General features: G+C 73.3%; 29 protein-coding genes. 12 read left to right on the forward strand and 17 right to left on the reverse strand.

Annotated elements, in window-relative coordinates:
- Positions 1-45: 45 nt before the first annotated feature.
- From ABZ793_RS12385 to ABZ793_RS12400, 4 genes are all read left to right on the forward strand, one after another.
- Positions 46-297: a hypothetical protein gene (locus ABZ793_RS12385; protein WP_357455982.1), complete on the forward strand. Its 252-nt coding sequence runs from the start codon at positions 46-48 to the stop codon at positions 295-297.
- The gene (locus tag ABZ793_RS12390; RefSeq protein ID WP_357455986.1) at positions 294-596 is read left to right on the forward strand and encodes a hypothetical protein; all 303 of its coding nucleotides are present in this window, start codon (positions 294-296) and stop codon (positions 594-596) included. Before ABZ793_RS12385 ends, ABZ793_RS12390 begins: the two co-directional genes overlap by 4 nt.
- A 179-nt stretch (positions 597-775) precedes the next feature.
- Positions 776-1,684: a bifunctional DNA primase/polymerase gene (locus ABZ793_RS12395; RefSeq protein ID WP_357455989.1), complete on the forward strand. Its 909-nt coding sequence runs from the start codon at positions 776-778 to the stop codon at positions 1,682-1,684.
- Positions 1,681-3,279, forward strand: a complete 1,599-nt coding sequence (locus ABZ793_RS12400) for a YfjI family protein (RefSeq protein WP_357455992.1) — start codon at positions 1,681-1,683, stop codon at positions 3,277-3,279. The genes ABZ793_RS12395 and ABZ793_RS12400 overlap by 4 nt, the downstream gene beginning before the upstream one ends.
- Before the next feature lie 277 nt (positions 3,280-3,556).
- On the opposite strand, the gene ABZ793_RS12405 is transcribed toward ABZ793_RS12400, so the two are convergent.
- Positions 3,557-5,047, reverse strand: a complete 1,491-nt coding sequence (locus tag ABZ793_RS12405; protein ID WP_357455995.1) for a hypothetical protein — start codon at positions 5,045-5,047, stop codon at positions 3,557-3,559.
- Positions 5,048-5,548: 501 nt separating this feature from the next.
- Positions 5,549-6,151 (reverse strand): hypothetical protein, encoded by a 603-nt coding sequence (locus ABZ793_RS12410; protein WP_357455998.1) that lies wholly within the window; start codon positions 6,149-6,151, stop codon positions 5,549-5,551.
- Positions 6,152-6,429: 278 nt separating this feature from the next.
- Here ABZ793_RS12410 and ABZ793_RS12415 point away from each other — a divergent pair, with 278 nt between their 5' ends.
- Positions 6,430-7,323: a septum formation family protein gene (locus tag ABZ793_RS12415; protein ID WP_357456001.1), complete on the forward strand. Its 894-nt coding sequence runs from the start codon at positions 6,430-6,432 to the stop codon at positions 7,321-7,323.
- Between the two features lie 57 nt (positions 7,324-7,380).
- Positions 7,381-8,205, forward strand: coding sequence for a class I SAM-dependent methyltransferase (locus tag ABZ793_RS12420; RefSeq protein ID WP_357456004.1), 825 nt, complete (start codon positions 7,381-7,383; stop codon positions 8,203-8,205).
- Positions 8,206-8,700: 495 nt separating this feature from the next.
- On the opposite strand, the gene ABZ793_RS12425 is transcribed toward ABZ793_RS12420, so the two are convergent.
- From ABZ793_RS12425 to ABZ793_RS12470, 10 genes are all read right to left on the reverse strand, one after another.
- Entirely contained in the window at positions 8,701-9,681 is a 981-nt protein-coding gene (locus ABZ793_RS12425) for a DJ-1/PfpI family protein (RefSeq protein WP_357456007.1), read from the reverse strand.
- A 4-nt stretch (positions 9,682-9,685) separates the two neighbouring features.
- A complete protein-coding gene (locus ABZ793_RS12430; RefSeq protein ID WP_357456009.1) occupies positions 9,686-10,294 on the reverse strand; it encodes an isochorismatase family protein in 609 nt (202 codons plus the stop codon).
- Between the two features lie 94 nt (positions 10,295-10,388).
- Entirely contained in the window at positions 10,389-11,138 is a 750-nt protein-coding gene (locus tag ABZ793_RS12435; RefSeq protein WP_350708577.1) for a lysophospholipid acyltransferase family protein, read from the reverse strand.
- Between the two features lie 152 nt (positions 11,139-11,290).
- A complete protein-coding gene (locus ABZ793_RS12440; RefSeq protein ID WP_357456012.1) occupies positions 11,291-13,351 on the reverse strand; it encodes a glycogen debranching N-terminal domain-containing protein in 2,061 nt (686 codons plus the stop codon).
- Positions 13,351-13,728, reverse strand: coding sequence for an SCP2 sterol-binding domain-containing protein (locus ABZ793_RS12445; RefSeq protein ID WP_350708581.1), 378 nt, complete (start codon positions 13,726-13,728; stop codon positions 13,351-13,353). Before ABZ793_RS12445 ends, ABZ793_RS12440 begins: the two co-directional genes overlap by 1 nt.
- 267 nt (positions 13,729-13,995) lie before the next feature.
- Positions 13,996-14,412, reverse strand: coding sequence for a CBS domain-containing protein (locus tag ABZ793_RS12450; protein WP_357456015.1), 417 nt, complete (start codon positions 14,410-14,412; stop codon positions 13,996-13,998).
- Between the two features lie 155 nt (positions 14,413-14,567).
- Positions 14,568-15,008 carry a PPOX class F420-dependent oxidoreductase gene (locus tag ABZ793_RS12455; RefSeq protein ID WP_357456018.1) on the reverse strand — a complete coding sequence of 147 codons (441 nt, stop codon included), beginning with the start codon at positions 15,006-15,008 and terminating at the stop codon, positions 14,568-14,570.
- A gap of 116 nt (positions 15,009-15,124) precedes the next feature.
- The gene (locus ABZ793_RS12460; protein ID WP_357456021.1) at positions 15,125-16,150 is read right to left on the reverse strand and encodes an aspartate-semialdehyde dehydrogenase; all 1,026 of its coding nucleotides are present in this window, start codon (positions 16,148-16,150) and stop codon (positions 15,125-15,127) included.
- Positions 16,151-16,427: 277 nt separating this feature from the next.
- Positions 16,428-17,774, reverse strand: a complete 1,347-nt coding sequence (locus ABZ793_RS12465; RefSeq protein ID WP_357456024.1) for a pitrilysin family protein — start codon at positions 17,772-17,774, stop codon at positions 16,428-16,430.
- Positions 17,774-19,066, reverse strand: a complete 1,293-nt coding sequence (locus ABZ793_RS12470) for a pitrilysin family protein (RefSeq protein WP_357456028.1) — start codon at positions 19,064-19,066, stop codon at positions 17,774-17,776. The genes ABZ793_RS12465 and ABZ793_RS12470 overlap by 1 nt, the downstream gene beginning before the upstream one ends.
- An 89-nt stretch (positions 19,067-19,155) precedes the next feature.
- Between ABZ793_RS12470 and ABZ793_RS12475 the strand changes: the two genes are divergently transcribed.
- A complete protein-coding gene (locus ABZ793_RS12475; RefSeq protein WP_357456031.1) occupies positions 19,156-19,896 on the forward strand; it encodes a phosphodiesterase in 741 nt (246 codons plus the stop codon).
- On the opposite strand, the gene ABZ793_RS12480 is transcribed toward ABZ793_RS12475, so the two are convergent.
- Positions 19,863-20,078 carry a hypothetical protein gene (locus ABZ793_RS12480; RefSeq protein WP_357456034.1) on the reverse strand — a complete coding sequence of 72 codons (216 nt, stop codon included), beginning with the start codon at positions 20,076-20,078 and terminating at the stop codon, positions 19,863-19,865. The genes ABZ793_RS12475 and ABZ793_RS12480 overlap by 34 nt on opposite strands.
- Positions 20,079-20,379: 301 nt before the next feature.
- On the opposite strand from ABZ793_RS12480, the gene ABZ793_RS12485 reads away from it, so the two are divergent.
- The 3 genes from ABZ793_RS12485 (at position 20,380) to ABZ793_RS12495 (ending at position 22,500) form a co-directional block, all read left to right on the forward strand.
- Positions 20,380-21,477, forward strand: coding sequence for a 3-deoxy-7-phosphoheptulonate synthase (locus tag ABZ793_RS12485; RefSeq protein WP_357456037.1), 1,098 nt, complete (start codon positions 20,380-20,382; stop codon positions 21,475-21,477).
- Between the two features lie 471 nt (positions 21,478-21,948).
- Positions 21,949-22,197, forward strand: coding sequence for a hypothetical protein (locus tag ABZ793_RS12490; RefSeq protein ID WP_357456040.1), 249 nt, complete (start codon positions 21,949-21,951; stop codon positions 22,195-22,197).
- A 93-nt stretch (positions 22,198-22,290) separates the two neighbouring features.
- Positions 22,291-22,500 carry a hypothetical protein gene (locus ABZ793_RS12495; protein WP_357456043.1) on the forward strand — a complete coding sequence of 70 codons (210 nt, stop codon included), beginning with the start codon at positions 22,291-22,293 and terminating at the stop codon, positions 22,498-22,500.
- Positions 22,501-22,596: 96 nt separating this feature from the next.
- Here the strand turns inward: ABZ793_RS12495 and ABZ793_RS12500 are convergent, their stop codons facing one another.
- The 3 genes from ABZ793_RS12500 to ABZ793_RS12510 are packed head-to-tail and all read right to left on the reverse strand — an operon-like array spanning position 22,597 to position 23,815.
- The gene (locus ABZ793_RS12500; RefSeq protein WP_357456046.1) at positions 22,597-23,133 is read right to left on the reverse strand and encodes a DUF1360 domain-containing protein; all 537 of its coding nucleotides are present in this window, start codon (positions 23,131-23,133) and stop codon (positions 22,597-22,599) included.
- A gap of 38 nt (positions 23,134-23,171) precedes the next feature.
- A complete protein-coding gene (locus ABZ793_RS12505; protein ID WP_357456049.1) occupies positions 23,172-23,492 on the reverse strand; it encodes a hypothetical protein in 321 nt (106 codons plus the stop codon).
- The gene (locus ABZ793_RS12510) at positions 23,492-23,815 is read right to left on the reverse strand and encodes a DUF6158 family protein (protein WP_357456052.1); all 324 of its coding nucleotides are present in this window, start codon (positions 23,813-23,815) and stop codon (positions 23,492-23,494) included. Before ABZ793_RS12510 ends, ABZ793_RS12505 begins: the two co-directional genes overlap by 1 nt.
- A 121-nt stretch (positions 23,816-23,936) precedes the next feature.
- Between ABZ793_RS12510 and ABZ793_RS12515 the strand changes: the two genes are divergently transcribed.
- Both ABZ793_RS12515 and ABZ793_RS12520 read left to right on the forward strand, forming a co-directional pair.
- Positions 23,937-24,353 (forward strand): hypothetical protein, encoded by a 417-nt coding sequence (locus ABZ793_RS12515; RefSeq protein WP_357456055.1) that lies wholly within the window; start codon positions 23,937-23,939, stop codon positions 24,351-24,353.
- A gap of 26 nt (positions 24,354-24,379) precedes the next feature.
- Entirely contained in the window at positions 24,380-24,709 is a 330-nt protein-coding gene (locus tag ABZ793_RS12520) for a DUF3817 domain-containing protein (RefSeq protein WP_357456058.1), read from the forward strand.
- A 6-nt stretch (positions 24,710-24,715) separates the two neighbouring features.
- Here ABZ793_RS12520 and ABZ793_RS12525 read toward each other — a convergent pair whose 3' ends face one another.
- Positions 24,716-25,150, reverse strand: a complete 435-nt coding sequence (locus ABZ793_RS12525) for a DUF6232 family protein (protein WP_357456061.1) — start codon at positions 25,148-25,150, stop codon at positions 24,716-24,718.
- Between the last annotated feature and the right edge of the window lie 62 nt (positions 25,151-25,212).

Here is a 25,212-nt window from a genome sequence, read left to right on the forward strand (position 1 = left end):
GCGCCCTACCTGCTCTGCACCCTGAAACCGCCCGTGGAGGCACTTGTGGACTCCCGCACCATGATCGCTAGCCTGCCCTGCCTCGCCTTGATCCTTGTCACGCTCGGTTACCTCGTCCTGTGCGTGGTTTCCCCGTTCGGGCGCTGCCGCACCTGCCACGCCACCGGCCGCACGCGTTCCCGGCTCGGCCGCATCCACCGCGACTGCCGGCACTGCGCGGGTACCGGACTGCGGTTGCGCGTCGGCCGGCACATCATCAACCACCTGCAAGACGAGTACGAAGCGGCCAAGCGATGAACGCCCGCACCGACCGCGCTGGTCACACCGACTGGTGCGGCCGAGACCACCGATGCGGCCTCGGCGAACACCGCTCCGACGAAATCGTGGTCGACGTCGCCGGCCACGCCCGCGCCGTGCTGGTGCGGGTGCGCACCGCCGCCGGCCGCGATCACGCCGAGGTGCGCGTCAGGGTCGCGCTCGCCCCCGGCGAGGTGGCCGCCCGCCGCCAGTTGGCCGGGTTGCTCGGCGACCTACGTCAGGCCGTCACCCGCGCCGCCATCGCGGCCCGGCCCCGACCCGGGAGGGCCGAGCGGTGAGCGTCGGGCGGTGCGGCCACTGGATCGGCACCGCCGGCCGCTACTGCCACACCGCCGAAGGGCTGCGGCCCTACCTGCAAGGGCTGCGCTGCCCCGCCCACACGCCCGCCGCTCTGGCGGGGAGGCCCGAGCCCCCGTCGACACCACTGCACACCCCGATCCCACCGGAAGGGAGCACCATGCCTACCGCTGACCTGCTCACCGCCGCGCTCGCCCACGCCGAACGCGGATGGCACGTCTTCCCGCTACGCCCCAACGACAAGCGGCCCGCGTTCCCCGACCACGCGGCCGACGACTGCACCGGCCGCGACCCGCGCTGCCGCGCCGCCGGCCGCCACCTCGGATGGGAGCCCCGCGCCACCACCGACCCCGACCGCATCCGGCGCGCGTGGTCGGCCCGCCCCTACGGCATCGGCCTCGCGTGCGGGCCGTCCCGGCTCGTGGTGGTCGACCTGGACGTGCCCAAGGACGACACCACCGACCGGACCGGGCTGGACACGCTCGCCGAGCTGGCCGCCGCGCACGCCACCGGCATCGACGCCACCTACACCGTGCGCACCGGTCGAGGCGGCACGCACCTGTACTACCGCCACCCCGCCGACGGGCCGACGCTGCGCAACACCGCCGGCACCCTCGGCCCGATGGTCGACACCCGCGCCCACGGCGGCTACGTCGTCGCCGCCGGCAGCACCGTGGCGGGACGCTCGTACGTGGTCGACCTGGACACCGACCCGGCTCCACTGCCCGCGTGGCTGGCCGCGCTGCTCGCCCCGGCCCCGCTGCCGCCGCAGCGTCCGGTTGTGGTCGACCTGCCCACCGACCGCACCGGCGCGTATGTCCGGGCCGCGATCAACCGAGAGGCCGAGCGGGTGACCACCGCGCCGGACGGAGAGCGCAACCGGTCGCTCTACATCGCCGCCGTGGCCCTCGGCCAGCTTGCAGCCGGTGGGGCGCTCGCCGAGGACGACGCCCGAGCAGTGCTGGAACAGGCCGCAGCGCGCGCCGGGCTGGGCCACGTCGAGACGGCACGCACCATCCGATCCGGGCTAGCCGCTGGCGCCCACCGTCCCCGAAAGGTGGCCGCATGACCGCCGCCCGTCTGCACCTCGTCACCGACCACCCGCAAGCCACCGGCGAGGAATCCGCGGGCGGCCCGCTGTGGGATGTTCCAGTGCCCTTGACAGGCCCGAACATCGCGCCGCCGCCGTTCCCGGCCGACGTGTTCCCCCGCTGGCTCGGCGACATGGTGACCGGCGTCGCCCGGTTCACCCAGACCGACCCCGCGATGGCCGGCACCCTCGCCGTGGCAGTGCTCTCCGCATGTGCCGGTGGCCGCCTGGAGGTGGAGCCGGTAGCCGGGTGGCGAGAGCCGGTGAACGTGTTCGCCGCCGTCATCGCCGGCCCCGGCGAACGCAAGTCACCCGTACACCGCGCCATGACCGCGCCGCTGTTCGCGGCACAGTCGACGCTCGCCGAGGCGATGCGGCCCCGTATCGCCGAGGCCGCCGCGCTGCGCGACATCGCCGACCGGCAGGCCGAGCAAGCCAAAGCGGCGGCGGCCAAGGCCAGCGACCCAGCCAAGCGCGATGAGGCATCGGCCGAGGCGGTGGCCGCCGCCATCGCGGCCGAGGCGATCACCGTTCCCGGCCTGCCGAAGCTGATCGTGGACGACGCCACCCCGGAAGCCCTCATCGGGCTGATGGCCGCCAACGGCGGGCGTATGGCGATCATCAGCGATGAGGGCGGCATCTTCGACACCCTCGCCGGCCGGTACTCCGGTGCCCCGAACCTTGACCCCTACTTGAAGGGGCACGCGGGGCAGCCGATGAGCAACGAGCGGCAGACCCGCGAGGGTGCCTCGGTCGAGAAACCCGCGCTGACCGTGTGCGTGATGGCGCAACCGACCGTGCTGCGCAAGTTCGGCGGCAACGCCGACCTCGCCGGCCGAGGGCTACCCGCCCGGTTCCTGTTCGCCCTCCCGCGCTCGCTGGCCGGGTACCGGGCGGTCGACACCGCGCCAGTGCCCGAGCAGGTGACCGCCGGCTACGCCCACCGTGTCCATGACCTGGCCGCCACCCTCGCCGAGTGGACCGACCCGGCGGTGGTCACCCTCACCGAGGAAGCCGGCCGCGTACGGCGGGCCGCCGCCGAGCAGGTCGAGGCCGAGCTACGGCCCGGCGGCAGCCTCTACGACATGCGGGAGTGGGGCAACAAGCTGTCCGGCGCGACGCTGCGGCTGGCCGGGCTGCTGCACGTCGCCCACCACCCCGCCGACGCCTGGCGGCGGCCGGTCGACGCCGACCGGATGGCCGACGCGGTGAGGCTGGCCGAGTTCTTCGCCGCGCACTACCGGGCCGCCGCCGCCACCATCGGCACGGACAGCGCGATGGAGAACGCCCGGTACGTGCTCGGGGTGCTCACCGCCAAGGGCATGGCCACCTTCACTCGGCGAGAGCTGCACCGTCGGGTCGCCCGCCGGCTGCCCAAGTCCGAAGAGGTGTCGGCGGTACTCGCCGAGCTGGCCGCCCTCGGGTGGGTCCGCCACGGGCCGGATGGCCGGTACGAACTGCACCCCCGCGCCGTGGCGGAGGACCCCAGGGGCGCTGACACGCTGACAACCTCCCCCGGCGGCGACGTTTCCGCAGCTCAGGACACCCGCGGCGGTGTCAACGGCACGCGTTGACACCCGCTGACAGGCGCTGACACCCGCCCGACGGCACCCCGGGGTGTCAGCAGGTGTCAGCGCCTGTCAACGGGGGGCGTTGACACCTCCGCACCGGCCTCTACCTGCGGAAACGTCCGCGCTTCAGCCGATTGTCAGCGTGTCAGCGCCCCTCCCGGCCCCCTCGCCGGCAATCCCCGGCCACCGGGTAGCCTGCCGGCGCCCCGGAAACGGCCCACTGAGAGCCACGGATACGGTTCGGCCTCATGCTGTACGTCGAAACAAACAGTCAAAGCCACTAGTTACTCTTGTAGAAGAAGCGGCGATAGTCGTCGGGCCGGGCGATCCAGTCCAACAAGTACAGGTATCCCAACAAAGGTAGATCATGAGGTATGTCGCCGTCATGATGCGCCAATAGCGCGTTGGTTTGGTCTACCAGATTGACGCTCTTGGCACCGTGTCCGTGAGTTGCGTTTCGCAACACCTTCACGTACCGGGCCGCCGCAACGTCCTTAGACAGTCCTGCTACCTGTCCGCTGGCCAACTGCCCTGGCATGAAGAACCCATCTTGAAGTTCTTTCAAGGCAACAACAGCACGCTGCGCTAGCGGCAATAGGATCGCGCCCGCCGCTGGCGGAACACTTGCCTCCAACTCCTTAAGCTTCTTTTCGGCGAACGGCAGATAACAGAGCCTGTCAATATCCCGCCCCGTCAACCTTTCGACCGTGTCAAGCACTGTGAACAGAAGCACCCGCTGGACGTGGGCATCTCGTGGTGAGGTTAGCAACGAGCCAACTCGACGGAATAATTGCTCAACCGTCAGGAGGGCCTGCAAGTGCTTGCGCGGATTATACAATCCACTTCCATCCGCGAAAACCGCTAGGTCACTTACGACGCCAAACAACGCATCAAGTCGAGCAGCCCACCACGCCACAGCCTCCGAGCAGGCAATGGGCGGCAGGTCAGTGATGGACCATGTCGCCCGAAGAGCTCCTTGACTCGGTAGCAGGTGGAGAAATTCGCCAGGCCCGGAACGGGTTCCGTTGATCGTATGACCCAAGCTGAAAATTAGCGGCCCGAAGGTACGGTGAGCCGAAAACGCCCAGAAGGTCGGCGTCATGGCACCAAGAAGCGGACCCAAATAGGTATCGAATAGAAAGATTCCCTGCAGGAGGTTTTCGCTGCTAGAGAAGACCCTCTCCCCCGCCGCACTCAACGCCTGAACATGCCGGATATCACCGCCAGAAAGCGTCTCGTCATACGCGACTCGCAGCAACACTCCAGCAATCTTGGTTCTATGGAGAAGCACATCGGATCGGCGAATAAGATGCACTCCCGCATTCCGGAACAACCTTAGGCCTGGATCGCCCTCCGCAGGCATTCCAGCGAGGCTGGCATGTATGTCAGCAACGACCGTCGCGAACTCGTGAGGCTCAGCAACGGTGGCCAGGAGTTGCCAGTAGTAGAAGAGGCGAGCCAGATCACTCGACTTCTCGGCACGTTGGCCAGCTGAATCTATTTGACCAAGCGCCTCTTTGTCTTTTAGATTTACACCCGCCGCCGCATCTTGAGCGACGCGGGTCAAGATATCAAACCTAGCTTTTCGCTGCGCCGGCCCGGCGATATGCTCCGCAACTACGAGCCCGGGCCGGACTCGCGAATAACTCTCCTCAGTCTGCACTAGCCAGCGCTGCGACTGAGCGACGGGGCGACGAACCCGAAGGTTTGCTTTAGTAAAAAACTTACCTGGCGCACCGCCCCATAGCCAAGGCGGCACCTCGACGGCCACTGAGGCTGGAATCGGATCCGACGGGGGCATATGTACAGGTTATGCAGAAGGTCAAGAGGATTCATCACCCGCCCACTGCGCCAACCAACAGGGAAGGGCACCGCCAACGCGTGGGGCCATCCGTGGTGCGAGACCAGGGGCCACCACAGAAGTTCCCGACAGCCGCATATGGCAGAACGGCAGCTCAAGAGACTAGCGACAGAGAAGCGCAATAGGTAGACGCCACTTCTAATCCCAAGGCCGCAGGTTCGAATCCTGCCGGGCGCACTCACGTCAACCCACGTCCTCGGAGTCCCTGAGCGCGTGGAAAGCGGTGGCCACGGCGGCGCGGGCGAGGTGTCCGGCCACCGGTCGGGCTCGGCGATGGTCTGGTTCCAGGCGGCCGGCGGAAGCGGGTAGGGCACTCAGGCAACTCGCGGAAGGGCGGCCCGGGAGGCTCGACGTGGGGCACGCGCGGAGGACAGGCGACGGCTACGACACGTGGCCGCAGCGTCGGGGCGGTCACCCGAGCCGGACGTCGAGGGTGGGGAAGTCGTACCAGCTCAGCTCGAAGGACGACGCGGCCTCCGGGACCACCGGGTAGACGGCCCAGCTGTTGATCTGCTCGCCCGGCTCGATGCTGAAGGACTGACCGGCCCGCGTCGTGGCGCACCAGGTCCTCTCGGGACGCACGGTCCGCCCGTCCGACAGGGTGAGGTGTGAGGAGACCAGGTCGACGTCGACGGCTGGGCAACTCACCGGCCACGCGAGCCGTGAGTCGTTGCGGTACCTGATGTTCAGCCGCAGTTTTCCGCCGCTGGTCTCGGCGCTGACCAGCGTGACGCTCAGCGACGCCTGTTGGTGGATCGGCCGGTCGAGCCGGTACGTCCGGGGCCCGGGCTGCGCCTGGCTGGGCGACGCGGACGGGCCCGGCGACGCCGAATGGCCGGGGTCGGCGTTCCCGGATCCGGTCGATGGGCGGCCGGTGCCGCCGGTGACGGCGGCGGTGGGATCGGGCTGCCGGGTCCCGGTGCGGTCGGCCAGGTACGCGCCGGCGAGGGTGCCGACGACGGCGAGGCCCGCCGTCGCCACGATGACGCCGAACAGGCCCACGTACCTCTTCACGGTCGGCTCCTGGCGGGTGAGGCGGCGATGGCGTGAACGTAGCACCGGCGTCGAAATGGCACGGTGCGACGCCTGCGCCCGCCGACCGGCCTGTGCCGTACGCGAACCGGGCGCTGGCGGCGCTCGTGCTGCACGTCAACCGGGAGGTCGTCCCCACCTCGCCCAGGTCGCGCTGCTGCGCGACCTGGGCCTGCGACTGGGCTGAATCCGGCGGCACGCGCTCCCGCCGGCCGGTGCCATATGCTGCGCCGGTTGTCACGGGGCACGGGGAGGGCGACATGCGACGCTGGCTGGGCGTCACGTTTTCGGCCGCGCTGGTCGCGGGGGTGCTGAGCGGGTGCGGCACCCCGCCGGGCACCGACGGCGACCTGACCGACGACTGGCGGCCGGTCGCCGAGGCCCGCCAGTTCGTACCGCAGGCAGGTGAGTGCCACGCGGTCGCCGACCCGACCGCGTACCTCACGAGCCACCAGCCGGTCGACTGCGCGAAGTCGCACCTGGTCGAGACGTTCCACATCGGCACGTTCACGGGTGAGCTCGCCGCGCGCCCGATCCCGCCCCGCGTCGAGTCGATGGCGATGCGCACCGCGTTCGCCGAGTGCGACGCCAAGGCGAAGGTGTTCGTCGGTGGCGAGTGGCGCGGCGCGCGGTTGTCGGTGCAGGTGGCGCCCACCTCGCCGCCCGGCTGGGCTGGTGGCAGCCGGTGGTACCGCTGCGACCTGCTCGAGCTCGCCGCAGGCGGCACCGGCGGCGGCGTGGTCGACCCGGTCGTGCCCCGCACCGGCACCCTGCGGGGCGTCCTCAAGGCTCCCTCCTCGCTGACGTTCACCTGCGCCGAGGAGAACCGCTGGGGCAACCTGGAGCCGGTGGCCTGCGGCAAGCCGCACCGGTTCGAGTACGCGGGCGTCTGGACCGCCCCGGACGGCCGGTACGACGACGCGACGAAGGACGAGGACGCGATCCACGCGAAGTGCCGGACGGTCATCGCCCGCTACGCGAAGGTGCCGGTCGACGGCATGCTCCGCTACCGCACCGGCACCACCTACCGGTTCCCGTCCGAGGAGGCGTGGGCACGCGGTGACCGGGGGGTGCGCTGCTGGTTCTGGTCGGGTGGACGGAAGCTGACCCGGTCGATCGCCGGCGGCGGCCCCAGGGTCCTGCCGGTCAACTGAGCGCCCGGCCGACAAATTGACGTGACAGCACTGCCGGCTCGTGGCCAGCATCGACGGATGGCGGGGTCCCGACCGGCGGAGCCGGACATCGTGCGCTACTACACCGACGTCTTCGTGGAGGCGGACCGGCTGGAGCGGACCCCGCTGGGGCGGCTGGAGGGGCTGCGCACCCGCCAGGTCCTGACCCGGCTGCTGCCGCCGGCACCGGCGACGGTGCTGGACGTCGGCGGCGGCCCCGGCGCGTACGCGGGTTGGCTGGCGGCCGCCGGCCACCGGGTGCACCTGGTCGACCTGGTCCCCGCGCACGCGGCGGCGGCCCGGCGCGCGCATCCCGGGGTGAGCGCCACGATCGGCGACGCACGGCGTCTGCCGCTCGCCGACGGCTGCGCCGACGTGACCCTGCTGCTCGGGCCGCTCTACCACCTGACCGGTCGCGCGGACCGGGTCGCCGCACTGCGCGAGGCGGCCCGCCTGACCCGGCCCGGCGGCCTGGTGGTCACGGCGACGATCAGCCGGCAGGCGCCGCTGATGGATCTCACCCGGCAGGGGCGGGTGGACGACCACACCCGTCCCGCCCTGCTGCGCACCTACGCGACCGGCGTCAACGACGCGGGCAGCGGCTTCACCACCGCCTACTTCCACCGGCCGGACGAGGTGGTCGACGAGTTCGGGACGGCCGGGCTTCCCCGGCCAGACCTGTACGGCGTCGAGGGTCCGCTGTGGCCGCTGTTGGCCGTGGCGGGCGGGCCGGAGGCCGACGGGCCGTTGTTCGCGGAGGTGTTGCGCTGCGCGACGCTCTTCGAGCGCGATCCGGAGGTGATCGGCGCCAGCGGGCACCTGCTGGCGGCGACGCGACGCGGAGCCGACCGAGCTGGCGGCTGAGGGGCGGCGGCGGACACGGCTCGGAGCCGACCGAGCCGGCGGCTGAGGGGCGGCGGCGAGCACGGCTCGGAGCCGACCGGCCCGGCGGTGACGCAGGTGGCGGCCGACCGGCGGATCGCGTACGTCGGGGACGGGCCGCGGCTCGCCGTGGCCGACGGGGCGCGCGACGGCGCCCGGCACCGCCGGGTCGTCCGGCTGCCGGGCCTGGTCAGCGGCCAGATCCGCTGGCAGTGGCCGTCCCGGCTGGAGCTGCTGCCGCCCGGGCCGGACGAGCAGGCCCGGCTGCTGGTGGTCTGCGACGCGCTGCGCACCATCCAGCAGCCCGCCCTCGGCCTCGCCGGCCCCGCCGAGGAGGTCGCCGAGCTGGCCCGCCGGGTGCGCCGGGCGGTGGCCGCGTTCCGGCTGGCCCACCCCGAGCTGGTGGATCTCTCGCCGCCGGAGCGGGACGTGCTGGCGGTGCGGGCCGGGGCGGGGTTGTCCGCCGGCGCGCCCGGATCACCCTGCCGGGGTCGCTGCCGGTGGAGTTCCGTTCCCGGGACGACTACTACCAGCGGGGACGCTTCGACCGTGGGTGGCACGGGCCCGCAGCCGGCGCAGCATCCGGGCATCGGTGAACCCGACCGTGCGGGCGGCCGCCTCCACGGTGGCGCCGTGCCCGATGAGGTGCTCGGCGCGCTCCACCCGCAGGGTCTGCTGGTAGCCGAGCGGGGTCAGCCCGGTGGCCTGCCGGAAGAGCCGGGTCAGCGTCCGCTCGGCCACCCCGCCCGCGGCGGCCAGGTCGGCCAGCGGCAGCGGCTCGGCGAAGTGGTGGTCGATCAGGTCCTGCACCCGGTGCACCGCGTCGGACAGGTGCGACCGGTGCCGCATCATGGCGCTGGCCTGCTGCTCGTGGCCGTTGCGCCGGGAGTGGACGACGAGCGTGCGGGCGATCCGGGCCGCCGCCGCCGGGCCGTGCCGGGTGGCCACCAGGTGCAGCGCCACGTCGATGCCGCTGGCGATGCCGGCCGAGGTGACCACGCGGTCGTCGACCACGTAGAGCACGTCGCGCACCACCCGCGCCTCCGGGAACTGCCGGGCCAGCTCGTCCTGCACCTCGTGGTGGGTGGTGCAGCGGCGGCCGTCGAGCAGGCCGGCCCGGCCGAGGGCGTACGCCCCGGCGCAGACGCTGGCGACGGTGCCGCCCGCGGCGTGGTGGTCGGCCAGCCGCCGCAGGTCGTCCGGCCCGACCGGCCCCTGCGGCCCGTGCGCGCGGGGCCGCCACCCGGGCACGACCACCAGGTCGTCGCGGGTCAGCTCGGGCCATTCCAGCCCGGCCACCAGCGGTACGCCCTGCACGGTCGGCACGACCTCCCGGTCGGCGACGTAGTGCAGGCGGTAGTCGTGCCCGAGGTCGGCGGCGGTGGAGAAGACCTGGGCCGGCCCGGCGAGGTCCAGCAGGTGCACCTGCGGGACGAGCAGGAAGACGACCCGGGCCATCGACTCAGCCCCGTACGCCGGCCGGGACCGCGCCGGTCACCTCGGCGACGGTGCGGACGGTGGCGAAGCGGCCCGCGAGGGCGTACTCGGTGCGGGCGATCATGTCCTCGTTCGACAGGGTGCGCGGGTCGGCGAGGACCTCCTCCAGCGTGGCGGTGGCCGGCAGGTCCCGGTGCGGGGTCGGGAAGGTGACCGTCGCGTCCGTCACGAAGGTCACCTCGTAGCCGAGGTCGCAGCCGACCCGGGCGGTGGTCTCGACGCACTGCTCCGTGCGGATCCCGCAGACGGTGATCTCGCGGACGCCCGCCATCGTCAGGGTCTGCTGGAGGTTGGTGGTGGTGAACGCGTTGTGCGACGTCTTCACCAGCGTCGGCTCCCCCGGGGCCGCCGACAGGCCCTCGATCAGCCGCACGTGCCCGCCGGCCGGGTCGAAGACGCCGCCGCTGCCCGGCTCGGCGTGCAGGACCCAGACGACCAGGTCACCGCGCTCGCGGGCCGCGTCGACCAGCCGGCCGACCTGGGCGACGATGTCGGGGTTCGAGGCGTACGCCCAGTTCGGGCGCTGCCGGAAGGACTCCTGGACGTCGATGACGACGAGTGCTGCTCTGCTCATACGGTGAATCCTGACCGGGCGGGCGCCGGCGCGGCAGACACCATCCCGCCCCGGACCGGACCGATCCGGCCACCCGCCCGGCCTTCGCGGTGGGTCAGGGGGTGGCGGGGCGGCGGGCGGGGGCGTCCAGGGCGGCGGCCTCCTCCGGGGTGGGGGCGGTGCCGCCCAGGTGCGCCGGGAGCCACCAGGTGTCGTCGGGGCCGGCGGGCTGGTCCGGGTACTCCCGCTGGGCCCGGTCGACCAGCGCGCTCAGCCGCGTCTTCAGGTCGACGGTCATCGCGTTGGCGTCCGGGTAGGCGGCCGGGTCCATCGGCTCGCCCACCAGGATGGTGATCGGGGTGTGGCGGCGGGTCAGGGTGCGCGGCCGGCCCTTGGTCCAGAGCCGCTGGGTGCCCCAGAGCGCCACCGGGAGCACCGGCACGCCGGCCTCGGCCGCCATCCGGGTGGTCCCGCTCTTGAGTGCCTTGACCGTGAACGAGCGGCTGATCGTCGCCTCGGGGAAGACGCCGACCACCTCGCCGCGCCTGAGCGCGCTGACCGCCGTCGCGTACGAGCCGGCGCCCGCCCGCCGGTCCACCGGGATGTGCCGCATGCCGCGCATCAGCGGGCCGGACACCTTGTGCGTGAACACCGACTTCTTGGCCATGAACCGCACCAGCCGCCTCGACGGGTGCGCGCCCAGCCCGCAGAAGATGAAGTCCAGGTAGCTGACGTGGTTGCTGGCCATGACCGCCCCGCCGGTACGCGGGACGTGGTGGTCGCCCTCGACGGTGATCTTCAGGTCCAGGACCCGGAACATCGTCTTGGCGGCGGCGATCACGGGCGGGTACACGAGTTCCGGCATGGCGCGAACTTACCCTGCCGACCTGGGCCGCTCGCCAGCCCGCCGACCGGTGGCGCGTGGCCCATCGAGCCGCGTCGCCGGCCGGCCGCGGTGCGGTCGGCCGGCGGGCATGGTGGGACGGGCCGGGTCGCCCGCCGGGCCGGGACCGGTCGTCACTCGGTGAGCCGGTGCATGTCGAGGCGGCCCCGGGCGAACGCGTCCACCCGGCCCCACCGGCCCGGGATGTCCAGCACCTCGATGCGGCCCATCCCGATCGGCAGCCGGGGGTCCACCGCGAGGTGCCCCTCGTGCGGCTCCAGGCCGAGCATCGTCCGCAGCAGCAGCAGCGGCGTGCCGGTCGACCAGGCCTGCGGGCTGCACGCCGTCGGATACTCGACCGGGAACTTGGTCAGCTCCCGGGGATAGCCGCCGAACGCCTCCGGCAACCGGCCCTGGAAGTAGGTACTCGCGTCGAGGATGCCGCTGGCGATGACCGCCGCCTCCTCGGCGAAGCCGTACCGGCGCAGGCCCCAGGCGATGAACGAGTTGTCGAACGGCCAGATCGTGCCGTTGTGGTAGCCGACCGGGTTGTAGCGCACCTCCCCCTCGGCGAGCGTCCGCACCCCCCAGCCGGTGAAGAGCCGGGGCCCGACCAGATGGTGGGCGATCTTCTCGGCCCGCTCGTGGTCGACGATCCCGCTCCACAGCAGGTGGCCGATGTTGGAACTCAGCACGTCGCACTGGCGGCCGTCCGGGTCGAGCGCCAGCGCGTAGTACTCGCCGTCCTCCACCCACCAGTCCCGGTTGAACCTTTCCTTCAGCGCCGCCGCCTCCCGCTCCAGCCGGTCGGCGAACTCCGGGTCGTCCCAGAACTCCCGGGCCAGCCGGGCGGCCCGCAGCTTCCCGTCGTACGCGTACCCCTGCACCTCGCAGGTGGCCCGGGGGAACGGCGGCAGCGTGCCGTCCCGGTAGGAGATGGAGTCCCAGGAGTCCTTCCAGCACTGGTTCTCCAGGCCGGTGTCGGTGTTGCGCCGTTCGTACCAGATGTAGCCGGTGCCGACCAGGTCGGCGTAGTCGTCGATCCACTTCAGCGCGGCGCGGCACTCCCGCTCCAACTCCCTGACCAGTTCGACGTCCCCGGTCCACTTCTCGTACTCGTCGAGCAGCACCAGGAACAGCGGGGTGGCGTCCACCGACCCGTAGTACGGCGAGTGCGGCTGTTCCTCGAAGGCGGCGGTCTCGCCGTACCGCATCTCGTGCAGGATCCGGCCCGGGTCCTCGTCCCGGAAGTCGTCGAACCGGGTGCCCTGGAGGGAGGCCAGGATCCGCAGCGTGGTCTTCGACAGGTCCGGCGTGAACGGCAGCGTCTGCAGGCAGGTCAGGATGCTGTCCCGGCCGAACATGGTCATGAACCAGGGCAGGCCGGCGGCCGGCAGTGACGCCCCGCCGAGCGACAGCGGCGAGAAGCGCAGCGCGGCCAGGTCGATCAGGCTGCGCCGGTAGGTCGCGGCGACCCGGTCGTGCTGGCTGTTCACCTTGGGCGCCCTGGCGATCCACTCCTCCAGGTCGTGCTGGAGGGCGAGCCGCTCGTCGCCGTGCGCCCCCAGCCCCATCCGCAGGTCCCGGCCGCCCTGAGCGCCGGCGAAGGTGCCGACCTCGATCTGGGCTTCCCAACTCTGGTTGGGTTCGAGGTGGATCGTGTAGGCGAAGCCGTTGCGGTCGTACCGGGCCGGCGGGGACGCGGAGATGGTCGTCTCCCGCCTGAAGTTGCCCCGCCGGTAGCCCAGGCGCAGCCGGTCGGTCTCGACCTCCGTGAAGATCTCGCCCTTCTTGTTCAGGATCTCGTCCTTGACCTGGAACAGGTCGGCGAAGTCGGACGCCGCGTCCATCCTGATCTCCAGGTCGACCGGCTTCTCGTCGTGGTTGAGGATGGTGAGCTGCTCCTGGAAGCTGCCCCCCACCGTCCGCTCCCGGATGATCGACAGCTTGGCGTCGATGTAGTGCGTCGCCATCCCCGGCACCAGGAAGAACCGCGCCTCGTAGTACTGGAGGTCGTCGTACGACAGCGGCGTGAGCCGCTCCCCGTTCACCGTCAGCACCCACTTGGACAGGAACCGGGTGTCCAGGGAGAAGAATCCGGTCGGCTCGCTCGGCGTGGCCTCGATGTCCCCGGTGTCCTCCGACACGACGAAGGTGCTGCCGTCCAGGATCCGGATCGTGTTGTTCTGCGCCATCACCGCACCTCCCGCTGGCCCTGGAAACGCCGGCGGGGGCCGCGGGCGTCCGGGTGGCCGGGGAAGAGCCGCTCCAACTGCACCAGCAGCCGGAGTTGCCCCGACACCGTCAGGTCCCCCCGCAGCAGCGCCGCGATCCCGTCCTCCCGCCCGGTGGCGAGGTCCTCGAAGAGCGCCGGGGTGGTGCCCACCACCGTGTCGGCGTCCTGGTCCTCCTGGCTCACCCGGACCCGGCCCCGGTCTATCCGCACCAGCCAGTGCGTCGTCTGCGCCCCCTCGTGCAGGTCCAGGCGCAGGGTCCCGGAGGACTTGTCCAGCAGGGGCTCGTACTCCCGCCGGTCGAGGTCCTCGAAGAACCTCGTCGTCGCGTCCACCATCGGGTCCTCTCCTCCCCGTCGGTCATGTCCCGAACGGGGTCCCCGTCCCGTGCCGGGTCAACCTCGCCCGGATCGGGTGAGGCGGGCCCGCCGGCGACGGCGGCGAGGTCGTCCCCGCGCAGCAGCGTGCGGGCAGGGCTGGTCGGGAGCGGAGGTCGGCACGGGCGGGTCCATCGGCGGACGGCGCGCGGTGCGGGTGCGCCCGCCGCCCGCGCACACCGCGACGCCGGCCCCCCGGGACGGGAGCCGGCGCGCCGCGGCGGACAGTCAGTTGTTCGGTTCGTCGGCGCTGATGTCGGCGAGCACCGACTGCGGTTCCCGCTCCACGGCGAGGTCACCCATCGAGACCAGGCCGACCAGCCGCCCGCCGTCGATGACCGGCAACCGGCGCACGGCGTAGGTCCGCATCAGGTCGGCGGCGGCCACCGCGTCGTCGTACTGGCTCACCGTGATCACGTCCTTGGAGGTGATCCGGTTGAGCGGGGTCGTGTTCGGGTCCATGTTCTCCGCCACGCCCCGGACCGTGATGTCCCGGTCCGTCACGATGCCGATGACATCGTCGCCGTCGGTCACCACCACGTCGCCGATGGCGCTGTCGCGCATCTCCTGCGCCGCGGCGGTCAGCGTGTCGTTGCCGTCCATCGTCACCAACCGGGTCGTCATGAACTCTCCGACCGTTGTCATGGTGCTCCCCTCTCGGTGTCGGCACAGGCCGTCTACCCGCCGGCCGAGCCGGGTAACGCGGACACGATCCGAGGAGGCACGCGGTGGCCCGGCCCGGCCGCCGCGCCGGACGACCGACGACGAACGGGAGGTCCGCGACGTCGTCCCGGGCGGGCTCAGCCGTGCGGCGGGGCGCCGTAGAGGCGTTCGACGTGCAGCCGGAGCACGAGACGGCGCTCGGCGACCATCGCCCGCCGGTAGTCGGCCCAGTCCGGGTGCTCGCCCTGCACCGTCCGGTAGAGGTCGACCAGCTCCGCCACGGTCGCGTCGTCCGGGTCGGCGGCCACCGGCGTCAGCTCGGCGCGCGCCTCCGCCACCGCGTACGCCCAACCGTCGTCGCTACTGACGTGGAAGCTGGCCCGGGAATCCCGGCGCAGGTTGGCCGTCTTCGCCCGGCCGTCGGTCACCGAGACCCGGATGACCGCCGACGCGGGGTCGAAGGCGTAGATGACCGTGGACAGTTGCGGCCGGCCGTCCCGCTTGAGAGTGGCCAGCACCCCGAGCCGGTGACCGGCGATCAGGTCCGTCAACGCCCGCCGGGTCTGGTCGTCCGCCACGGCATCCTCCCACTCGGCCGGTCCTGATGCCCCCATCGAACCACGGCGTACGCCCCAGCGGGCGCCCACCCGACGGGGCCCGCCGAGGTCGGCGGGCCCCGTCGCGCGCCCGTCGGTCAGCGGCGCTCGGCGGCGACCAGCTCGGCGATCTGCACCGCGTTGAGCGCGGCGCCCTTGCGCAGGTTGTCGTTGGAACAGAACAGGGCGAGCCCGTGCTCGACGGTCTCGTCGGCGCGGATCCGGCCGACGTAGGTCGGGTCCTGACCAGCGGCCTGCAGCGGCGTCGGCACGTCGCTCAGCACCACCCCGGGCGCGCCGTCGAGCAGCTCGCGGGCCCGCTGCGGGGTGACCGGGCGGGCGAACCGGGCGTTGATCTGGAGCGAGTGGCCGGTGAAGACGGGCACCCGGACGCAGGTGCCGGAGACCTTCAGCCCGGGGATCTCCAGGATCTTGCGGCTCTCGTTGCGCAGCTTCTGCTCCTCGTCGGTCTCGAAGGAGCCGTCGTCGACGATCGAGCCGGCGAGCGGGAGCACGTTGAACGCGATCGGCCGCGCGAACGAGCGGGGGGCGGGGAACTCCACCGCCGCGCCGTCGAAGGCGAGCCCGGTGGCGTGCTCGGCGACCTTGCGGACCTGCTCGTCCAGCTCGGCCACGCCGGCCAGGCCGGCGCCGGAGACCGCCTGGTAGGTCGAGACGACCAGGCCGACCAGCTCCGCCTCGGCGTGCAGCGGGCGCAACACCGGCATCGCCGCCATCGTGGTGCAGTTGGGGTTGGCGATGATCCCCTTGGGGCGTACGGCGGCGGCGTGCGGGTTGACCTCGGCGACGACCAGCGGCACCTCCGGGTCCGTCCGGAACGCCGAGGAGTTGTCGATGACGACGGCACCGGCCGCGGCGACCCGGGGCGCCAACTCCTTGGCGGTGCCCTTGCCGGCCGAGAAGAGCACGATGTCGAGCCCTGAGTAGTCGGCGGTGGCCGCGTCCTCCACCGTCACCTCGCCGCCCCGGAAGGGCAGGGTGCGCCCGGCCGACCGCGCCGAGGCGAACAACCGCACCTGCTCCGCCGGGAACTCCCGCTCCGCCAGCACCTGCCGCATCACGCCACCGACCTGGCCGGTGGCCCCCACAATGCCGATCCTCATGCCCGCGAGGCTACCCAGCCCGGGCCCGCGGCCGGGAACGCTTTCCCACCGCGCGGACGGACGTCACGCCCGGTCGGGCGGCAGCCGAGGCGGGCCCGGGGCGGCCACCCGCCCGGAACGTCACCGCCCGATCGCACCCGCGGCGAGAAGATCCGGGGCTCCGACCGCGCCCCGCCGGAGCATTGCCGCCGGCCGGCCGGCCCGCGCCGGAGCACCCGCCCCGCCCCGACCGCGACCGACATCACATCGCGGGCCGCCCCCGGGCCGGGGGCAGCGGTCAGGGGGCGGCGTTGACGACCTCGCCCAGGCCGGTGGCGACCAGCTCGTCGCGGATCACCGCGGCGTCGCCCTCCACCACCAGGGTGAGCGCCTCCGGGCGCAGGTGGGTGGCGGCCGCCGCGGAGACCTGCGTCACGTCGGCGGCGAGCAGCGACTCCCGCAGCCGGGCGTGGTAGTCGTCCGGCAGGTCGTGCACGACCAGGGTGGCCAGCGCGGAGGCGATCGCCCGGGGGCTCTGCAGCTCGACCGAGAGCTGCCCGGCCCGCCAGAAGCGCGCCACCGCCAGCTCCTCCTCGGTCACCCCGGTCTCCTGCGTACGGGTGATCTCGCCGACCGCCTCGACCAGCGCCGGCGCGGTGACGGCCGTCTGCACGCCCGAACTGACCGCGAACCGGCCGAACCGTCGGGACGAGGCGAAGTCGCCCCGGATGCCGTACGTGTAGCCGTGCACCTCGCGGATCAGGTGGTTGAGCCGGGAGGTGAACGCCCCGCCGAGCACCGTGCCGGCGAGGGCCATCGGCACGTGGTCGGGGTGGGCGCGGTGCGGCGACGGGTGGCCCAGCCGCAGCGTGGACTGCACCGAACCGGGGCGGTCCACCAGGATGATCCGCCGGCCGGGGCGGGTCGGCACCTCGATCGGGCCGCCCCGGTCGACCGGACCGCCGCCAGCGCCGGCGAACGCCGCCGCGCCCAGCGCGTCCAGGTCGAGCCGGTCCAGGTCGCCCGCGACGACCAGGGTGCCGGGGCGGATGAACCACTCGGAGTGGAAGACGGTGACGTCCTCGACGTCCAGGCCGGCGACCGAGTCCGGGTCGCCGTACATGGGGCGGCCCCAGCGGTTCTGGACGCCGAACAGGTCCGCGCGCAGCGCCGCGTCGGCGCGGGGGCCGGGGTTGGCCCAGTCCATCCGCAGCGCGGTCGCCTCGTCGTCGCGGACGCGCCGGACGTCCTCCGGGTCCAGCTTCGGGGTGCGGACCGCCTCGGCGAGCAGCTCCACGGCGGCGCTCAGCCGCTCCACCGGCACCTGCACGCTGACCTGGAAGGAGTCCCAGTCCAGCCCGGTCACCAGCTCGGTGCCGAGCGCCTCGATCGCCAGGGCGTACGCGGTCGCGTCGCGCTGCGCGGTCCCCTCCTCCAGGGCCTTGGCGAGCACCCCGCCGAGCCCTTCCTTGCCGGTCGGCTCGCGCCCGGCGCCCGCGTCGAGCAGCAGCAGCGCCACGGCCAGGTTCTGCCCGGGCAGGTGCGCGGCGACGACCTGGCCGCCGGCCACCGTGCGGCGGACCACCTGCGGGAACCGGTAGGGGCGGGCGACGCCCGGCCCGGGTCGGTCGGTGATCAGCGTCATCAGGGCTTCTCCTCGGGCAGGTAGGTCAGGGTCACCCGGTCGTCGGCGGCGAGCACCTCGGCGGCGGCCTCGGCGATCTGCTCGGCGGTCACCGCGAGCCAGGCCGGCAGCCGCTCCGCGGCCTTCGCCGGGTCGCCGAACTGGGTGGTGTAGCGCCCGAGCGTGTCCGCCCGGCCCTCCACCGTGGACATCTGCCGCCACCACATGGTGCTGAGCAGGGACTTGGCCCGGTCCAGCTCGGCGGCGGTGACCGGCACGGTGGCCAACTCGTCGACCACCTCGGCCAGCCCGGCGGCCAGCCGCTCGCCGCTCACCCCGGGGCGGGCCGTGGCGGTGGCGATCATCGGCGCGGGGGCGTGCGCCAGGTCCACCCCGTACGCCCCGACGAGGTCCGGCTGGGCGATCCGCTCCCCGTCGGCGAGGCGCTGGTAGAGCCGGCTGCCGCGACCGCTGCCCAGCACCGTGGCGAGCACGGTCACCACGTCGTAGCCGGGGCTGCCGAAGGGGTGGGTGCGGTGCGCGACGTAGACGCGGGGCGCCGGGACGTCGCCGGTGACCGTCTCCACGGCGGGCCGCCCGGTGGCCGGGACCGTCCGGCCGTCGGGCGCGGACGGGATGTCCTCGCGGGGCGGGATCGCGCCGAAGTACTTGTCCGCCAGCGCGAAGACCTCGGCGGCCGGGGCGTCGCCCGCCACGGTCAGCACGGCGTTGTTGGGCGCGTAGTACGTCCGATGGAACGCCTGGAAGGTGGCCAGGTCGGCGGCGTTCAGGTCGGCCATCGACCCGATCGTGGCGTGGTGGTACGGGTGCCCGGGCGGGTAGAGCAGCGGCAGCAGCCGCAGCCACGCGTCGCCGTACGGGACGTTCTCGTAGCGCTGGCGCCGCTCATTCTTCACCACGTCACGCTGGTTGTCCAGCGTCTCCTGGGTCAGCGCCGGGACCAGGCCGCCCATCCGGTCCGCCTCCAGCCAGAGCGCCAGTTCGAGGTGCTCGGCCGGGACGGTCTCGAAGTAGTTGGTGCGGTCCGGGTTGGTGGTGGCGTTGAGGGAGCCGCCCGAGCCCTGCACCAGCTTCATGTGCTCGGTCTTCGCCACGTTGACCGAGCCCTCGAACATCAGGTGCTCGAAGAGGTGGGCGAAGCCCGTCTGCCCGGTGGGCTCGTGGCGGGAGCCGACGTCGTACCAGAGGTTCACGGCGACCGCGGGGGCGGTGCGGTCCTCGCTCACCACCACGCGCAGGCCGTTGTCCAGTCGGGTCGTCTCGATGGGCCAGGGGTAACCGCTGTCGGGCATGGCACGACGCTATCCGATCGGGCGGGACGGAAGGGGACGCGCCGCTCGGGACGAGGCATCGACCGTCGGCGGCCGGGTACCGGGGGAGGATGCCGCCTGCCGCCACCGTGACCGACCGCGCCGCCGTCGCGGTCGACCGCGCGACCGCCGCCCTGACCCGGCTCCGCCGGGGCCGCCTGCTGCACCCGGCGGGCCGTTCCTTCGCCGGCGAGGTGACCGTCTGGGGTACGCCGGGACCGCCGACCGGGGTGCCGCTGCTGGACGCCCCGGGGCGCTTCCGGGCGACCGTCCGCCTCTCCAAGGGGGTGCCCACGCCGGGCAGCTGGCCGGACGTGCTGGGGCTGGCCGTGCGGCTGCACCGGGACGCCGGGCAGCCGTTCGACCTGCTGGTCAGCTCCAGCGGGGCCGCGCCGGTGCTGCGGCACCTGCCGCTGCCGCGGCGGCGCTTCGCCGGGACGTACAGCACGATCATGTCGTTCCGGGCGGGCCGGCGCCGGCTCCTCCTGGCCGCGCTGGCCGACCCGGAGTCGCCCGACCTGGGCCGCAGCCTGGCCGAGGTGGCCGCCGCGGCCCGGACGGACGCGCCGCGCCTGGTGCTGGCGGTCGCGTCCGCGGTCGGGCCGTGGCGGCCGTTCGGGCAGGTCACCCTCGGCGGGCAGCTCGGCGCCGGGGAGGACGCCGCGCTGGCCTTCGACCCGGTCGGCAACCTGCCGCCGGGGCTGCGGGCGGCAGGCCCCGTCGCCTGGCTGCGGGAGCACACCTACCCGGCCTCGCAGCGGGCGCGCGGCGCCGTGCCTCAGTCGGGGGGCTCGACGGGGGTCACCGTCTGATCGGAGGTACGCCGCTCCAGCACGGTGTCCGGCGCGGCGTTGCGGTCCTCCTCCCGGATGTCCGACTCCTCGAGGATGACCTCGGCCTGTGCCTGCGGGTCCTCGCTGCCGACGGCCGCCTCCTCGGGCAGCAGGTGCGCGCGGGACTCGACCCGTTCCTGGTCGCTCTGCTCGTCACTCATGCCCGCCCACATACCCGGCCGGGCGGACGGGCACGCCCACATGATCGCGCCCGACCGGCGGTGACCTCCCCCCGTCGTTTCCCGACGACCGGGTGGACCTTCCCGGGCCGTCGGGTACGCTGGGCGGCGTGACGCGTTCGTATCGATGGTTTAGGCAGCCGGCTCGCACGCCGGTGACTTCACCATGATCTGACGTCACCGCCATCGAGCCGGCCGGGCAGGAGCTTTCGTTCCTGCCCTTTTGCGTACGAGCAGCCGGCTCGTACCCGGGCACCGGCCCCGGGGCACGGTCGGCGGAAGGATGCCCACCGTGACGACCCCGGAGACCGATCGGGTCAGCGATCAGCGGATCGACCGTGTCGTGCCGCTGACCACCCCGGCCCTGCTGCACCACGAACTGCCCCTGGACGACACGCTCGCCTCGGCCGTGCTGGCCGGCCGGCGCGCCGTCGGCCGGGTGCTGGACCGCGCCGACGACCGCCTGCTGGTGGTGGTCGGCCCGTGCTCGGTGCACGACCCGGCCGCCGCGCTCGACTACGCCCGCCGGCTGCGCGTCGCCGCCGACCGGGTCTCCGACGACCTGCTGGTGGTGATGCGGGTCTACTTCGAGAAGCCGCGCTCGACGGTCGGCTGGAAGGGCCTGATCAACGACCCGGGGCTGGACGGCTCCGGTGACGTCAACACCGGCCTGCGTACGGCGCGGGCGCTCCTGCTCGACGTGCTGCGCCTCGGCCTGCCGGTGGGCTGCGAGTTCCTCGACCCGATCACCCCGCAGTACATCGCGGACACGGTGGCGTGGGGCGCGATCGGCGCGCGGACGGTGGAGAGCCAGGTGCACCGGCAGCTCGCCTCCGGCCTGTCGATGCCGATCGGCATGAAGAACCGCCCCGACGGCAGCATCGGCACGGCCGTGGACGCGATCCGCGCCGCCGGCGTGCCGCACGTCTTCCCCGGCATCGACGTCTCCGGCACCCCGGCGATCCTGCACACCCGGGGCAACGCCGACGGACACCTCGTGCTGCGCGGCGGGGGCGGCCGGCCCAACTACGACGCCGAGTCGGTCGCCGGCGCGCTGGAGCTGCTGCGGGCGGCCGGGCTGCCCGAGCGCCTGGTCGTCGACGCGAGCCACGCCAACAGCGGCAAGGACCACCGCAACCAGCCCAGGGTGGCGGCCGACGTGGCCGCCCAGCTCGCCGCCGGGCAGCGCGGCATCGTCGGGATCATGCTGGAGAGCTTCCTGCTCCCCGGCCGCCAGGACCTCGACCCGACCCGCGAGCTGACCTACGGCCAGTCGGTCACCGACGCGTGCATCGGCTGGGAGACCACGGAGGAGGTCCTGACCCACCTGGCCGCCGCCGTCCGCACCCGCCGCCGCACCCCCGCCCCCACTCCCGCCTGACCCACCCACCCGACGTTGATCATGGGGTCGGCGGCGGTCGGGGAGATCCACCTCGCCGCCGGTCCCGTGGTCGACGCCGGGGGACGGAAAGCCGTGGTCGACGCCGGGGGACGGAAAGACAGCGCCGCCCCCGGGCCTTGTGGGCTCGGGGGCGGCGCTGGCGTCGGTGTGCAGGTCGCCTCTCGGCGAGTGGCGCGACGCGGCTCCAGCCGGACGGAATTCCGCGAGGGCAATATGGGTGAGGCCCGGGGACACTGGACACACCGACACCTCACTCAACCGGCCCCCCGCCGCCGGTGTTCCGGCCCCGACCATGACCACCGTCACACCTCCGCGTCCCGCACCGGGGACCCGTTCGGGGCCGAGGCGGCCACCGGTTGCCCCGACGGGCCGCGCTCGGCAGGTCCGCCACGCGGGGGCCGGCCCGCGTGGTGACGTTTGACCGATTCGGTCGCGGGTAGCTGAGCCGACGTGACCGACGACGCACCCGTGACCGAAGCGCCCGTGACCGAGGCGGCGGAGGAGCCGGACATCCGGCGCCTCGACGACCTGCTCGAGGACCTCTACCGCGGCCAGGAACGGATCAGCCAGGCGGACATCTACCGCCGCGCCGTCTCCGCGGAGCTTCCCGCGCAGCTCCTCACCCGGATCGCCGCGCTGCCCGAGGGCGAGTACGCGGTCGACGAGGCGGCCGACCTGCTCGGCGGATCGGTCACCTGACGACCCCGGCAGCCCGTACGGCCGGCTCGTGGCGTCACCGGCGGGCCGGCAGCCTCCCGGCACGGGCGGCCGACGAGGAGTGAGGAGAGCGAGATGTCCCACCACGAGGAGCAACACGAGAAGCTGCCGGCGCTCGGTCAGCCCCCCGAGGGCACGGACACCCTGCCGGAACCCGACTTCGCCAGCGAGCACGACAGGACCGCCGTGGACCGGGAGGTCATCACCGGCGCGGACGAGGACGAGCGGGAGCCGGAGGCGTCCCGGGGCTGGGCCGGCGAGGACCACGGCACGACCCCGACGTGACCGGGGCACCAGCAGACCCGACCGCTGGGCGGGACATCGCGAAGGGGGCCGGCACACCGCCGGCCCCCTTCGGGGCGTCTCCGCCCTCCCGCGTGCTCAGCCGTCGTCGGGCCCGGGGCCCTCGGCGGCCCGCTGCGCCATCGCGTACGCCATCTGGAGGAAGTCCGAGGCGGCCACGGCGGTCAGCGCGGTCGCGACCAGCCGGGTCAGCCGGGGCGAGAGCACGAGCCCGCCGGTGAGCCCGGTGGCGACCCAGACGGCGAGACAGAACGGGCAGCTCAGCAGCTCCCCGATCGCGTGACGGGTGCCGCTGCCCTGGTCTCGGACCTGCTCCATCACCTCGCCGCTGCCGATCGGCCGGTCATAGCGGGTGAACGGCGCCCGCAGGGGGCTGGTGACCGCGTCCTTGGCCAGCAGCCGGCTGAGCTTGTGCGTCGCGATGCCGAGCAGCACCACGTCGGCCGTGGCGGGACGGTCGGGCACGTGCTGGCCGGTCGCCTTGACCAGCCCCGCGAGCGCCCCGGTCACCGCGGCGTAGGCACCCATCGACACCAGATAGCCGCCGAGCGGCCGGTGCTCGTGCGGCGCGTACGCCCGGCGTAACCGCGCCACCTTCTCCTTCACGTCGGTCACCCCGGTCTCCCTCTGTTCCGCAGGTCGGCCGGCCCGGCTCAGCCGGCCTGCAGGTTGTCGGCCACCTCGCGGGCGAGGCTGTCCAGCGCCTCCTCGGCCATCCGGTCGGCGTCCGGCCCGCCGGTCAGGTCGAGCCGCGTCCGGGCGCCGCCCGCCTGGGCCGGGTCCACCCGGATCTCGGCGCGCCAGTCCCCGGCGGCGCTCCACCGGGCCCGCAGCTCCTCCACGCTGATCTCCTCCGCCGGGCTGCCGTCGCCGCGCAGCGCGTCGGGCAGCCAGGCCGACGCCCGGTCGGGGTCGGTAGCGGTGTTGAAGACCACCTCCGGGGGCGCGGACATCCCGCGCTCGGCGTGCGCCATCACGCGTCCCGCAGGCGGCTGGGGTCGACCTCCCGCCCGGGGTGCCGGGCGAGGTACTCGGTCTCCAGTTCGGCCGTGCGCCGCAGGTGGTGGGCGAGCGCGGAGTCGGCCGCGTGCCGCAAGGTGTCCAGCCGGGTGCGGTGCAGGCTGTGCATCTCGCGGATCAGGTCCTCGTCCCCCAGCTCGGCCGGGTCGACGCCGAGCAGCTCGCCGTCGACGTCCGCCTCGCCGGAGGCCGTGTCGTGGACGTGGTCGCCGTCCCACGCGGGCATCCGCTGCTCCGGGCTCCCGAACTCGTCCTGCCGTATCGATCCGGTCATCATCGCCCCCCTGGTCGTTTTGGGCTGGCGTCTAAACGGATGCCCACACCGGGTGGCACCAAACCATTCCCGGCACTACGACACCGCGTCGGAGACCGCGGGCCGCCCCGGTACTCTCGATGCCATGAAGCGGCTCTGGACCCCGGCGTGGATCGCACGCCACGTGGCCATGGTCGTGCTGGTCGTCGGGTTCCTGGGGCTGGGCTGGTGGCAGGTCAGCCGGGCCGCCGCCGGCAACGCGATCAGCTGGGGCTACGCGATCGAGTGGCCGGTCTTCGCCGGCTTCGTGGTGTTCCTGTGGTGGCGTGAGGTCCGGCACACGCTGCGCGGCCCGCGGGCCCCGGCCGCCGAGCCGTCGGCCGCCGCCGGGTCGCGGCCGGCCGACGCCCCGGCGCGTCCGGTCGTACGCCGCCCCGTGCGGGTCGCCCGCGTGCCCGCGGCGGCCGTCGACGGCGAGGACGCGGACCTCACCGCCTACAACCAGTACCTGAAATGGTTGACCGACAACCCGGGCGCCAAGCCCGGTGACTACCCCGGCTGAGGCCGGGCGCGGAAGGACGGACGAAGGTGGGCGCAGCCCTGACCCGGTACCGCGTGATCGCCTGGATCGTCGGCGTGGCGCTGATCCTGCTGGTCGTCATCGGCATGCCGATGAAGTACGGCTTCGACAACCCGATCCTGGTGGAGACCGTGGGCCAGGCGCACGGCTTCCTCTACATGCTCTACCTGGTGGCCGCCTTCGACCTGTCCCGCCGGGCCGGCTGGCCGCTGAAGCGGATGGTCCTGGTCATGCTGGCCGGCACGGTGCCGTTCGTGTCGTTCTACGCCGAGCGCCGGGTCAGCAACTGGGTGACCGCCGACCGGGCCGAGCGCACCCCGGAGCCGGTGGCCGGCTGAGCCGAGCTACCGGCGGGGCCGCCACGGGTCCACGGAGGCGATCGGGTCCTCCCAGCCGCCGTACCGGTTCATCTCCCGGGCCCGGCGCAGGGCCCGGGTGACCTGGCCGAACTGCCGCTCGTTGTCGCTGCTGAACAGCAGCACGTGCTCGCCGCGCCGCCGGCCCCACAGCTCGTACGCCGGCGGTCGCCACCGGTCCCCCACCACGGCGACCAGCACCGGCAGCAGGAAGACGGCACCCAGGATGAGGTACGCCCCGGCGGTGAGCCGTTGCAGCCCGCCGGTGAAGCCGAGCAGGAGCCCGACGCCGCCGAGCATCGCGCCCGTGACCACCACGGCGCGGACGGCGACGCGATCGTGCGGCCCGCGGCTGGTCTCCAGGTGGGTCAGTTCCGTCACCCGCCAGCTGTTGCGTCCGACGGTGAACCGGTCGACCGTCACGATGATCCCGGGTCGGGCGTAGAGCAGAGTGTTCCGGCCGCCGGTCGCCCCCGGTGACCGCG

The sequence above is a fragment of the Micromonospora sp. NPDC047465 genome (assembly GCF_040643125.1).
Taxonomy (GTDB): Bacteria; Actinomycetota; Actinomycetes; order Mycobacteriales; family Micromonosporaceae; genus Micromonospora.

What these genes read in the sequence shown, in the direction of transcription:
- ABZ793_RS12390 (WP_357455986.1), top strand. Translation starts at nt 294, where the DNA reads ATGAACGCCCGCACCGACCGCGCTGGTCACACCGACTGGTGCGGCCGA.
- ABZ793_RS12395 (WP_357455989.1), top strand. Translation starts at nt 776, where the DNA reads ATGCCTACCGCTGACCTGCTCACCGCCGCGCTCGCCCACGCCGAACGC.
- ABZ793_RS12400 (WP_357455992.1), top strand. Translation starts at nt 1,681, where the DNA reads ATGACCGCCGCCCGTCTGCACCTCGTCACCGACCACCCGCAAGCCACC.
- ABZ793_RS12415 (WP_357456001.1), top strand. Translation starts at nt 6,430, where the DNA reads ATGCGACGCTGGCTGGGCGTCACGTTTTCGGCCGCGCTGGTCGCGGGG.
- ABZ793_RS12420 (WP_357456004.1), top strand. Translation starts at nt 7,381, where the DNA reads ATGGCGGGGTCCCGACCGGCGGAGCCGGACATCGTGCGCTACTACACC.
- ABZ793_RS12425 (WP_357456007.1), bottom strand. Translation starts at nt 9,681, where the DNA reads ATGGCCCGGGTCGTCTTCCTGCTCGTCCCGCAGGTGCACCTGCTGGAC.
- ABZ793_RS12430 (WP_357456009.1), bottom strand. Translation starts at nt 10,294, where the DNA reads ATGAGCAGAGCAGCACTCGTCGTCATCGACGTCCAGGAGTCCTTCCGG.
- ABZ793_RS12435 (WP_350708577.1), bottom strand. Translation starts at nt 11,138, where the DNA reads ATGCCGGAACTCGTGTACCCGCCCGTGATCGCCGCCGCCAAGACGATG.
- ABZ793_RS12440 (WP_357456012.1), bottom strand. Translation starts at nt 13,351, where the DNA reads ATGGCGCAGAACAACACGATCCGGATCCTGGACGGCAGCACCTTCGTC.
- ABZ793_RS12445 (WP_350708581.1), bottom strand. Translation starts at nt 13,728, where the DNA reads ATGGTGGACGCGACGACGAGGTTCTTCGAGGACCTCGACCGGCGGGAG.
- ABZ793_RS12450 (WP_357456015.1), bottom strand. Translation starts at nt 14,412, where the DNA reads ATGACAACGGTCGGAGAGTTCATGACGACCCGGTTGGTGACGATGGAC.
- ABZ793_RS12460 (WP_357456021.1), bottom strand. Translation starts at nt 16,150, where the DNA reads ATGAGGATCGGCATTGTGGGGGCCACCGGCCAGGTCGGTGGCGTGATG.
- ABZ793_RS12465 (WP_357456024.1), bottom strand. Translation starts at nt 17,774, where the DNA reads ATGACGCTGATCACCGACCGACCCGGGCCGGGCGTCGCCCGCCCCTAC.
- ABZ793_RS12470 (WP_357456028.1), bottom strand. Translation starts at nt 19,066, where the DNA reads ATGCCCGACAGCGGTTACCCCTGGCCCATCGAGACGACCCGACTGGAC.
- ABZ793_RS12475 (WP_357456031.1), top strand. Translation starts at nt 19,156, where the DNA reads ATGCCGCCTGCCGCCACCGTGACCGACCGCGCCGCCGTCGCGGTCGAC.
- ABZ793_RS12480 (WP_357456034.1), bottom strand. Translation starts at nt 20,078, where the DNA reads ATGAGTGACGAGCAGAGCGACCAGGAACGGGTCGAGTCCCGCGCGCAC.
- ABZ793_RS12485 (WP_357456037.1), top strand. Translation starts at nt 20,380, where the DNA reads ATGCCCACCGTGACGACCCCGGAGACCGATCGGGTCAGCGATCAGCGG.
- ABZ793_RS12495 (WP_357456043.1), top strand. Translation starts at nt 22,291, where the DNA reads ATGTCCCACCACGAGGAGCAACACGAGAAGCTGCCGGCGCTCGGTCAG.
- ABZ793_RS12505 (WP_357456049.1), bottom strand. Translation starts at nt 23,492, where the DNA reads ATGGCGCACGCCGAGCGCGGGATGTCCGCGCCCCCGGAGGTGGTCTTC.
- ABZ793_RS12510 (WP_357456052.1), bottom strand. Translation starts at nt 23,815, where the DNA reads ATGATGACCGGATCGATACGGCAGGACGAGTTCGGGAGCCCGGAGCAG.
- ABZ793_RS12515 (WP_357456055.1), top strand. Translation starts at nt 23,937, where the DNA reads ATGAAGCGGCTCTGGACCCCGGCGTGGATCGCACGCCACGTGGCCATG.